This window comes from Bacillus cereus, from assembly GCF_002564555.1.
Lineage (GTDB): Bacteria > Bacillota > Bacilli > Bacillales > Bacillaceae_G > Bacillus_A > Bacillus_A cereus_K.
The window spans coordinates 146,557-157,343 of sequence record NZ_NUVD01000004.1 but is presented as its reverse complement, the minus strand read 5'-3'; the positions used below and the strand labels follow the sequence as shown (position 1 = coordinate 157,343).

Sequence of the window (10,787 nt, the reverse complement as noted above, 5' to 3'; positions counted from 1 at the left end):
TGGAAGTATACGTTTGAAAAGCTCCAAGCATACGATGAAAATGGAGTAGCGTACAAGTATGAAGTGAAAGAACAACCAGTAACGGGATATAAATCCGAAATAAAAGGTTATGACATCACAAATACAAAAATCAAGGACGAGCCAAATGTAGATCCAAAAGATCCAAGCACAGATCCAAAAGATCCAAGCACAGATCCAAAAGATCCAAGCACAGGTCCAAACACAAATACAGACAAAAATAGCGATTCAAAAGTTCCACCTACTACAGAAAATGATAAGCCAACATTACTTCCTAACACAGGAGGAACATCAGCAGAAATGAGTTCAATTCTTGGAGGTATGGTATTGTTCCTTTTAGGTGGAATCCTACTCGCTCGTCAGCGAATTAAATAATAAAAAAGCTTTAGATTATTGATTGCACTGTAATCTGAGTAGCTGACAAATAAAAAAATTACTATTGATATTGCTCCCTTTAGGTAAGTATTCAAAAACACTTCACGATAAAGTGAAGGGAAGAATGCAGCCTGAAGGGTTTTTTTTATAGAAAAAAGAGAACAATTTCAAGGTGGACTCAATCAGCGGCTTTTTGTCCTGTTTTTACGGTGGATTGAAGGTTTGTCCGTAGTTTCCACGACCTTCAATTAAGCTGTATAAAAGAACCCCTTTTGCCCCGTTACTAACAGCATTTTCAACTTGTTTATTATAATCTGCTACTGTTGCACCTCTTTTGAATAAAAATAATTTTTCCGTTTACCTCATTTGGAATATCGTCCAATTTTGTACCACCTTGAACAAAGATAAGCGGAGCTGTAACAGCCTCTGTAGAAATTAGTGCATTTGGAGCAGCACCGGCTTGCCAATTGCTTTGTCCCTAATAGAGATTCGATAAACCTAACGTATTGATCCGGCACTTGAAAGGGTTGATACTCTACTTCATATCCCATTGATTTAAGCTTCATACCAACATTGCGAGAAGCCCATTCTTCTGATTTTGTCTCACCAGGACGAGGACCGATTGTTTCGGATAAGAAACGGATATGCTCGATGGCGCGGTTTGCATCAACTTGTTTTGTAATAGGTGGAGTCTGTGTAATTTCTGACGTGGAATCAGCTTTTACCTGTCCGATTGGAGCTAAGCTAACGGCGAGTGATACAGCAAGCAAGGAGCTTACTATTTTTTGTTTCAATGATTTTCTCATTTTTTACTCTCCCGCTCTTCTATTCTCTCTGACCGACAAAAGAAGACGGATAATGACTTAATTTCACCTTTATATGTATTAATTTCCAATAAATGTATGTTGAGAAATGAAAAATGCTATATGCATATTTGCATATTTTTAGCGGAGATATGTATGCTATCATTTTAAACGAAGGTTCGCTTTCTGCTCTGAAAGCTCCTACATTGCATGAATCTAGTGTACCCAAACTTTAGATTATGTAAGGGAAAGGATCCACTGCAGGGTTTCTTTTCCCATGTTTGAATCATGTGATGGTAATTATGTTTCCGCATTTCATAATTATTATCAGTGATATATGTAAGGCATCCATATGAAAATACGAGGCTGTTCAAAGGTTTTCCGTACTTTTGGACAGCCTCACCCCGTTAAAAGAACGATACTGTATGTATCGTTCTTTTTCAGGCTGTGGAGAAAGTCTTCTCCACAGCTTGTTTTTGTGTCTGAACCTCTTTTTATGTGTCAACACTGATAAAAAAGAGGAAAAGGAAAGTGATACCCCTACTAAAAAAATTTGGATAAGCACAACGGATTCAGGGAGTGGATTTTTAATGAGAGATGGAAAGCCGAATGACTTTCATTTCTTAGATCATCGTACGACTGATGCGAAGTACAATATTATTACAGATACCTATGTAACGGCTGGAAATATGGCAGACTCCGAGCCGTATTTAGCACGCCTCCAAGCTCAAATTGATAAATTCGGATTCAAAGCGGAAGCTGTCGCTCTTGATGCGGGCTATTTTTCTAAATTCTATTATTTTATGTTGTTTTCTTTTACTAAAATCAAAAAGAACCGCTTCGTACTACGAAGCGGTTCTTTTTTTTATACTTCTGTTAAGATTATCGGTTCACCGCGTGTTACGACAACTGTATGTTCACATTGTGCAACAAGGCTTTTGTCAGGTGTAACGAATGTCCAACCATCGTCACCGCGCTCGATAATGTGATCAGCTTTCATAGAAATGAATGGCTCTACAGCGATAACAAGGCCATCCTTTAGAAGCGCACTATCCATTGGGTCATAATAGCTTAAAATGTGGTTTGGTGCTTCATGTAAGCTAAGACCGATACCGTGGCCAGTTAAGTTTTGAATAACGTTGTATCCACTTTTATGTGCAAAGTTTGAAACAGCACGACCAATTTGATTTTGTTTTGAACCAGCTTTTACTTTTTTCATCGCTGCCCAAAATGCATCAACCGCTGCTTGGCAAAGCTTTTCTTTTGCTTCGTCGTCTCCAAGTACAAATGAAATACCTGTATCTGCATAATAACCATCAAGTGCAGCAGATACGTCGACATTTACTAAGTCGCCTTCTTTTAATACACGATCTCCGGGAATACCGTGAGCAACTTCTTCGTTTACACTAATGCAAGTTACACCTGGAAAATCATATTCTTTTTCAGGTGCAGAAATAGCACCATGCTCATCTAATACTTTTTTACCGATTAAATCAAGCTCTTTCGTTGTCATACCTGGCTTCGCTTGTTTTTTCATTTCTTCACGTGCAAGCGCAACGATGCGGCCGATTTTTCGTAAGCCTTCTAAATCTTGTTCATTACGAATAATCATGAAAACCACTGTCCTTCCTCGAATATATCTCTTACCCGATTGTATCATGTTTATTTTCGTCCTGCTACTCGCTTGCGGTATGCGGGTTGATTCCTCTCACAAAGAATACATGACAATTGTCATATCGATGTTATGACGCATCATACTGTTTCCTAACTTTTCCAAGGAATACAATGTAAATATAAGAAACAGCGGGGGTGGAGAGATGGAAAAGATTATTGAAGTAAATGGTGTTTCTAAAACATTTAAACATAAAAACGCAGTAAATAACGTTTCATTTCACGTGAATAAAGGAGAAATAGTAGCATTACTTGGGCCGAATGGTGCAGGAAAAACAACAATGATGTCCATGATGCTTGGATTAAAAGATCCAACAGAAGGAACGGTATCTGTATTTGGAAAAAGCCCCAAGCATAGAGATGTTCGTAATAACTTCGGTGCGATGCTACAAGAAGTAAGTGTCATTGATAGCATTACAGTGGAAGAGGCAATTGAATTATTCCGTAGTTACTATACGAACCGGGTAGCGAAAGAAACATTACTACAGTTATCAAATTTAGAATCAGAGCGGAAGCAAAGATGTGAAAAATTATCAGGTGGGCAAAAAAGAAGATTAAATTTTGCGCTCGCACTTGCAGGAAATCCAGATTTGTTATTTTTAGATGAGCCAACTGTAGGGATGGATATTACGTCTCGAAAAATGTTTTGGGAAACGATTAGAAAGCTAGCAAGTGAAGGGAAAACGATTATTTTAACGACGCACTATTTAGAAGAAGCGGATGCTTTAGCTGATCGTATTTTATTATTTGCGAATGGAAAAATCATTGCAGATGGTACGCCAGATGAAATGAAAGCGACGATTTCGCGAAAAACAGTTTCGTTTGTTGCAACGGAGAAAATACCGACAGCTTTATTAAAAGGATTGCCAAATGTGACGGGAGTTCAGTCTCATGAACCGCGTATTATTTTAACGACGGATGATACAGATGCTACATTGCGAGCAATTTTTAAGAAAGATTTACCTGTTATGGACATTTCAGTTGAACGTGGAAGTCTTGATGAAGCGTTTGAGCAGTTTGTTGCAAATCAGAAGGAGGGAATCGCATGAAAGCTTTATGGATGCAGTGCAAAATAGAAATTTTACGTACGTTTCGTAATAAATTATTTATCTTTTTCTCATTATTAATGCCAGTTATGTTTTATTACATCTTTACAAATGTAGTTCAAGTGCCAGAGAACGGAGATGCTTGGAAAGCACATTATTTAATTTCAATGGCGACTTTTAGTATTGTAGGGACTGCACTTTTTAGTTTCGGCGTGAGACTTTCTCAGGAAAAAGGGCAAGGGTGGACCCACCTGTTAAAAATCACACCACTTCCAGAGGGAGCTTATTTAACAGCTAAAATTATCGCTCAAACAGTAGTAAATGCTTTTTCAATCTTAGTTATTTTTATGGCAGGAATATTAATTAACAACGTCGAGTTAACAGTAGGACAATGGATTGGTGCTGGGTTATGGTTATTATTAGGTGTGACACCATTTTTAGCGCTCGGAACAGTAATAGGTTCAATTAAGAAGGCAGATGCAGCTGCTGGTTTAGCGAATATTTTAAATATGTGCTTAGCGATTCTTGGCGGTTTATGGATGCCAATTGAAATATTCCCTAAAATATTAAGATCTATCGGTGAATGGACACCAACATATCATTTCGGAAGCGGTGCGTGGGATATTGTAGCTGGGAAGTCAATTGGTTGGGAAAATATCGCGGTACTAGGAGGTTATTTCCTTATATTTGTTGTAGTATCAATATATATAAGAAAAAGACAGGAAGCGGTATAAATGATAGAGAAGAAAAGGATTGAGATTTTCCCGAAACAGATGGGGTTCTTCCCGTATATGTGGCTCGTGTATTTGCTATTTCCAATTTATAATTTAACACAAGTATCAGGATGGAAGCTGGTAATAGGAATCGGTATGTTGATAGTTTTCACTGTCACATACCGTCAACTTTATTTTGTTCAGAAGACCTTCATTTTGTGGGCGTGTATTCAAATGATACTCACTTTTTTATTTGCCTTATTTTATAATCCTTTCATGATATTGTTTGGATATTTTACGGCCAGTGCAATGGGATTTGCGCCAAATAAGAAAGCGTTTCGTGTGTTGTTATGTTTATTAGTTGTAATGCTAGGAGCTTTTATATTTATAAATATTAACCAACTAACAATTCCAAGTTTAGTGAACATCATTCCAATGTTTATTTTAATGCTTCTTACACCATTTGGAATGCGTAATTTTAATCAAAAAAAGATGTTAAAGAATCAATTAAATGAAGCGAACGAGCAAATTAAAGACTTAGTAAAACGCGAAGAACGGCAGCGAATTGCAAGGGATCTTCACGACACATTAGGACATACGTTATCACTCATTACTTTAAAAAGCCAGCTCGTGGAGAAGTTAATTGTGAAAAATCCAGAACGTGCAAGTATGGAAGCGAAGGAAATTACACAAACATCTCGTACAGCTTTAAAGCAGTTAAGAGAGTTAATTTCTGATATGCGTATGATTACAGTAGAAGAAGAGTTGGAGCAAATAAAGGCGATTTTACAAGCTGCTAATATTGAGTTAGAGGTGAAGCAGGAAGCAAGTTCGAGTTCGTTATCACCAATTGAACAAAATATTGTAGGAATGTGTTTACGTGAGGCAGTGACGAATGTTGTAAAACATAGTCAGGCAACGCGGTGCACAGTTTCTGTATTAGAATCGCAAGGTGAGCTGATTCTGAGAGTAGAAGATAACGGTATCGGTTTAACAGATCAAAACCATGATGGAAATGGTATCCGCGGTATGAAAGAGCGAATTGTTCTTATTGATGGATTTGTTGAACTAGATACGATAAATCCAGGGACGCTGTTAACAGTAAAAGTACCAGTTGTCATTAGAACAGGAAAAGATGAGGTGAGGGTATGATTCGAATTATTATTGCAGAAGATCAACGGATGCTTCGAGGTGCATTAGGGGCCCTGCTTGATCTAGAAGATGATATTGAAGTAATTGGGCAAGCAGCGAATGGGGAAGAGGCGCTAAAATTAATAAAATCGCTAAAGCCTGATATAAGTATTATGGATATTGAAATGCCGATTCAAAGTGGTTTAGATGTTGCCGAAACTTTAAAGAAAGAAAAATCATCATGTAAAGTAATGATATTAACAACGTTTGCACGACCAGGTTATTTTGAAAGAGCGATGAAAGCTGGTGTGCAAGGTTATTTATTAAAGGATAGCCCGAGCGAAGATTTAGCGGCAGCAATTCGTAATGTAATGAAAGGAAAACGAGAAGTCTCTCAAGATTTAATGTTCGGCTTATGGCAGGAACAAAATCCGTTATCAGATCGTGAAAAAGAAGTATTGTTACTTGCGAAAGAAGGAAAGACGGCAAATGAAATTGCGAAGACACTTTATCTTTCACCCGGCACAGTACGTAATTATATTTCTGAAGTATTAACGAAGCTCGATGCGAAAAATAGAATTGAGGCAATTACAATTGCAGAAGAAAAGGGCTGGATATGAAAAGAAGTTTACCTATGAGTGGTAAACTTCTTTTTTTATTTAATCAGTGGGGTTTTACTGTCTACAAATAGCGAGATAAACAACGGTTTCGCCAGAGAATTTCGTCTTAGCTGCATCACTTGGAATTTGATGAGTAGCGTGTAATACAGATTTCACTTCATTTTTCGACAAAAAATTTGTTATAGTAAGACTAGGTTGTTGGTCTGTATTTTGGGTAAATTTATCATTTTTAGTAGTGATTACTCCATTTTTATCTACTTTTACAATGAGATCTTGATCATATACTTTATAGTTTTTATAAATTTGTACAAGACGAACTTCGGTTTGATGTTCTTTTGTTTCTTTATTGGTAGGTTGGAAGTCTACGTTTTTTCAGTTGTTACTTGTTCTTGTTACGTTTTAGCTCCGTTTACCTCACCTTTTAAATACTTTTTCGCAATATTTTCTTTCGTATTATTTTGAGGTTGTGTTAATTTTTCGATTGTTAAACCATGCTGAGCAATTTCAACTTTTACTTCACTTTTGACTAATTATGAGCATGAATAGCTTTTGTTGATAAAGGACAAAGCAGACCGAATGTAACGAAAGTACGGGCAAGTTTTCTATAATTCATCTATAACACTTCTCATCTATTATTGTATGTGAGGTGAACTGTATGGGGAATTTGCCGAATTTTATATATATTATGCATTATTTCATATCAAAAATTGTCGAATTCACATTATTGTAGTGGTATGACAACTTAACAAACTAGATTGTTATAATGGGATGGTGAGTAAGTATGCACGCAGAAAAATTAGGAAGTGAAATTAAGAAAATTAGGGTGATGAGAGGGTTAACACAGAAACAGTTATCCGATAATATATGTCATCAATCGGAAGTGAGCAGAATTGAATCGGGCGCGGTATACCCAAGTATGGATATATTGCAAGGTATCGCAGCAAAATTACAAGTTCCCATTATTCATTTTTATGAGGTACTCATTTATTCCGATCTTGAGAGGAAAAAGCAGTTAAAAGATCAAATTATTATGCTTTGTAAGCAAAAGAAATATAAAGAAATTTATAATAAAGTATGGAATGAGCTGAAAAAGGAAGAATATCATCCTGAGTTTCAGCAGTTTCTTCAATGGCAATATCATGTAGCAACTTACATATTGAAGAAAATTGATTACAAATATTGTATTTTAGAATTAAAAAAGTTGTTAAATCAACAGATAGCGGGAATAGACGTATACCAAAATCTTTATATAGAAAATGCAATTGCAAATATTTATGCTGAAAATAGTCATTTTAAGAAGGCCATTGAGTTATTTGAAGATATATTAAATCAATTAGAGGCATTGCCTGAAAATAAAGAGTTTGATGTGAAGGTAAGGCATAATCATGCAAAAACATTATACTTAGATAATCAATATGAAGAAGCCCTTTATCAAATAAATAAAGCGATTGAAATATCGTGTCGAATTCATAGTATGGCATTGATTGGACAGCTGTACTATCAAAAAGGTGAATGTCTAGAAAAGCTAGGGTATGATGGGGGAGAGATTGAAGAGGCTTATGAAAAAGCTTGCTTCTTTTTCGATATATTAGAAATGCATTCTTATAAAGAAAAGTTTATAAAAAAAATGAAGAAATAAAACAACCTGAAAACTAAATATGCATAATTGCATACGATATGGATAAATTTTCATGATATATTAAAAGAAAAAATGTGGGTGATGGAATATGAAAAAACTACTTATTGGTAGTCTATTAACGTTAGCGATGGCATGGGGTATTTCATTAACAGATACAGTTTTAGAGAAAAACCAAGTAATTTCTCATAATGATCAAGAGGTACAATTAGCTTCAGATATGCCTTTTGAATATTAAAAAAGCAACCGTCTTACTTAGAGGACACTGAAAAACTTACGTTTTTCATCTCGCAGGACATATGTGCAACTAAAAAAGGCGAATTTCTGTTCAAATTTGAACGAAAAGTCGCCTTTTTCTTTATTAGTTGATGCTAAGAGCTTTCTTACCCATTTGATTATAGATGTTTTCAAAATGAGATTTAGATGCTTTTGCATTCTTTTGACCAGTTACAGGGTCATTATAGTAAACATTATTCGCATCTACGCCTGTAATCGTAACTGCATGTGTATTAAATTTAGCATAAATTGTTTTACCGCTAGGTGTTTTCCATGTAACAGGTGAATTTGGATATGTTAATCCTTCTGTTACCCATGCTACTACTGGTTTACCATTTCGAACATAGTTTTCTAAGATAGAGAAACTACTTCCCGTTAAATTCGTCCCTTGTGCATATTGGTCTAAAAGACGTTTTAAAGGTGCTGGATTGATAGAGAATCCTGGTTTCTTACCTGTAACATCACCTACGAATCCAACATCAGGGTCACCCCAAGTTTTATACTTTCCACCTTGTTTTACCATTGGTGTATTATCCATTGGCATTTGCATAGCAAAGTTTACCATATTGAATGAGCGTCCTGTATGATACTCAACTAACATTTGTAAAGAAACAACTTCACACCCATTGTATAATGAAGGGTATTGGTAGTAAGCAGGTACGTCTAACATAACAGAATTGTTTGTAAGTGTATTTTTGTTAATCCATTTATCGCCTGCCCCTGTTCTTATTTGTACCCAACCATCTACTCGTTCACTAATTACTCGTACACTTTGTGGTGCGAATTTCATTGCAACGTTGGAAGAGAAATTAGGGTTATCATATGCAAAAAATACCGTAGGGATATGAATCCACTTTGCTTCTTCCTCTTCTTTTGTGTTAACCCACTGTAGTCCTGCATATGTTCCAATACGAATCCATGAGCCTTGTTCTTCATATACTGTTACAGTTTGCGCACCATATGTCATTAAGTAATTTCCGTTTGTTGATGGTCTATCATAAGTTTTGAAGTCTTTAGAAATAGGTACTTGTTTCTCATTTAGATGAACCCATTTATGACCTAGCCACGTACCGATTTTCACCCATCCGTCTGGTCTTTCTTCAATCACTCCTATAGGTTGTGCGCCACACTCTCCTGCAATCCCTGATGATAAAGAAGCATCGTTATATATGTAGAAGTTCTTATTCATATAGATTTTCTTCTCGTTTGGTAAAACCCACTTATGACCTAGGTGTGTTCCTACTTTTACCCAACCATCTGCTCGTTCTTCATATACTGTTAAAGTTTGTGGTAGGTAATAACTCGCAATCCCTGATGATAAAGAAGGTCCATTATACGTAAAGAAGTTTTTGCTCATTGGAAGTTTCTTTTCTTGAGTGAAAACCCATTTAGGTCCTAAGTGTGTTCCAACTCTTACCCAACCATCGTTTCTTTCTTCAATTACTGTTAGTGTTTGTGGTAAGTATTCACTTGCAATCCCTGATGATAAAGAAGGTTCATTATATGTGAAGAAATACTGAGTCATTGGAAGTTTCTTCTCTTTTAATAAAGTCCACTTATCCCCTAAGGATGTTTTAATTTTTACCCAACCATCAGGTCGTTCCTCTAATACTGTTACAGTTTGTGCTGAGAGTTCTGACGAAATGCCTGATGATAAAGAAGGTTCATTGTAAGTATAGAAAGTTCTATCAATTAGGATTTGTTTTTCTTGTACCATTGCAGGTTGTGGTTCTTCTACTTGAGTTGGTTTAACTTCCTCTACTACTTTGACTTCTTTTTGTTCCATTTCCTGTTTCGCTTTTAACTCTGTTTCTTGCTTTTCCTTTAATTCCGCATCTTGTTTCGCTTTTAAATCCGCGTCTTTCTTCTCTTGTTCTTGTTTTGCCTTTAATTCGGCATCTTGCTGTGCTTTTAATTCAGCATCTTGCTGTGCTTTTAAATCCGCTTCTTGCTTTACCTTTAATTCCTGTAGTTTTTCCTCTACAACCTTCATTTCTTTTTTGTTTTCTTCCCGTTTTTGCACATACTCTTTTTCTTTATCTGTTTCTACCTTATTTGCATCTTGTTTCTCTGAATCTACTACTTTATCAGACTCTTTTGGATACTCAATGCTCTCTTTAAATGTTTGAGTTTCTTTTTCCAGTTTTTCTTGCTTACTATGTAAATCTGCAAGTTTATCTGACAGTTCCTTAGATTCAACTGTATTCTCTACTACTTTATTTTGCTGTTCTTTTAATTTATCCTCGTCTGTATATAACTTTTCTTGTTGTTTTAAATAATCCTGTAGTTGTAATAAGTCTTTTTGTGTTACGATCTCTGATTTAAGAGTTTCACTTTTTACCCTTTGACTCATTTCTACTTTCTTTGTAGCCTCATTTCCTATCTCTGCTAATGAACTAGAAGGAAAAGTTAGTGAACCTAATGCAATGATTCCAGTAGTTGCTATTTTTACTATTTTCATATATAAATTCTCCTTTTTTTTCTATATTTACTATATC

At 35.8% G+C, this 10,787-nt stretch carries 9 protein-coding genes and 3 pseudogenes; 8 read left to right on the top strand and 4 right to left on the bottom strand.

What is annotated here, in order from left to right; genetic code table 11:
• Positions 1-393, top strand: a 393-nt coding sequence (locus tag COI75_RS01545; RefSeq protein WP_097807589.1) for a Cna B-type domain-containing protein, incomplete at its 5' end; no start/stop codon positions are given.
• A gap of 210 nt (positions 394-603) precedes the next feature.
• Here COI75_RS01545 and COI75_RS01540 read toward each other — a convergent pair.
• A pseudogene (locus COI75_RS01540) lies at positions 604-1,199 on the bottom strand (PA domain-containing protein); the annotation flags it as partial.
• Between the two features lie 512 nt (positions 1,200-1,711).
• Here COI75_RS01540 and COI75_RS01530 point away from each other — a divergent pair.
• Positions 1,712-1,984: pseudogene (locus COI75_RS01530) on the top strand (IS5/IS1182 family transposase); the annotation flags it as partial.
• A gap of 77 nt (positions 1,985-2,061) precedes the next feature.
• Here the strand turns inward: COI75_RS01530 and map are convergent.
• On the bottom strand, positions 2,062-2,856 hold the full coding sequence (map, locus tag COI75_RS01525) for a type I methionyl aminopeptidase (RefSeq protein ID WP_002096997.1): 795 nt from the start codon (positions 2,854-2,856) through the stop codon (positions 2,062-2,064).
• Positions 2,857-3,013: 157 nt separating this feature from the next.
• Here map and COI75_RS01520 point away from each other — a divergent pair, with 157 nt between their 5' ends.
• From COI75_RS01520 to COI75_RS01505, 4 genes are read left to right on the top strand one after another with little or no spacing between them, the layout of a single operon-like run.
• Positions 3,014-3,916, top strand: coding sequence for an ABC transporter ATP-binding protein (locus COI75_RS01520; protein ID WP_000411123.1), 903 nt, complete (start codon positions 3,014-3,016; stop codon positions 3,914-3,916).
• Complete coding sequence (locus COI75_RS01515; RefSeq protein ID WP_000646288.1) at positions 3,913-4,647, top strand: ABC transporter permease; 735 nt, start codon at positions 3,913-3,915, stop codon at positions 4,645-4,647. Before COI75_RS01520 ends, COI75_RS01515 begins: the two co-directional genes overlap by 4 nt.
• A complete protein-coding gene (locus tag COI75_RS01510) occupies positions 4,648-5,778 on the top strand; it encodes a sensor histidine kinase (protein ID WP_000570628.1) in 1,131 nt (376 codons plus the stop codon).
• Positions 5,775-6,377: a response regulator transcription factor gene (locus tag COI75_RS01505; protein WP_098380490.1), complete on the top strand. Its 603-nt coding sequence runs from the start codon at positions 5,775-5,777 to the stop codon at positions 6,375-6,377. Before COI75_RS01510 ends, COI75_RS01505 begins: the two co-directional genes overlap by 4 nt.
• 75 nt (positions 6,378-6,452) lie before the next feature.
• Here COI75_RS01505 and COI75_RS01500 read toward each other — a convergent pair.
• Positions 6,453-6,990 (bottom strand): annotated as a pseudogene (locus COI75_RS01500) (M4 family metallopeptidase); the annotation flags it as partial.
• 168 nt (positions 6,991-7,158) lie between these two features.
• On the opposite strand from COI75_RS01500, the gene COI75_RS01495 reads away from it, so the two are divergent.
• Together COI75_RS01495 and COI75_RS01490 are read left to right on the top strand one after the other, a co-directional pair.
• Complete coding sequence (locus COI75_RS01495) at positions 7,159-8,016, top strand: helix-turn-helix domain-containing protein (protein ID WP_000542916.1); 858 nt, start codon at positions 7,159-7,161, stop codon at positions 8,014-8,016.
• Positions 8,017-8,104: 88 nt separating this feature from the next.
• On the top strand, positions 8,105-8,251 hold the full coding sequence (locus tag COI75_RS01490) for a quorum-sensing peptide PapR (protein ID WP_000734742.1): 147 nt from the start codon (positions 8,105-8,107) through the stop codon (positions 8,249-8,251).
• Between the two features lie 123 nt (positions 8,252-8,374).
• Here COI75_RS01490 and COI75_RS01485 read toward each other — a convergent pair whose 3' ends face one another.
• On the bottom strand, positions 8,375-10,750 hold the full coding sequence (locus COI75_RS01485) for a C39 family peptidase (protein ID WP_097807590.1): 2,376 nt from the start codon (positions 10,748-10,750) through the stop codon (positions 8,375-8,377).
• Between the last annotated feature and the right edge of the window lie 37 nt (positions 10,751-10,787).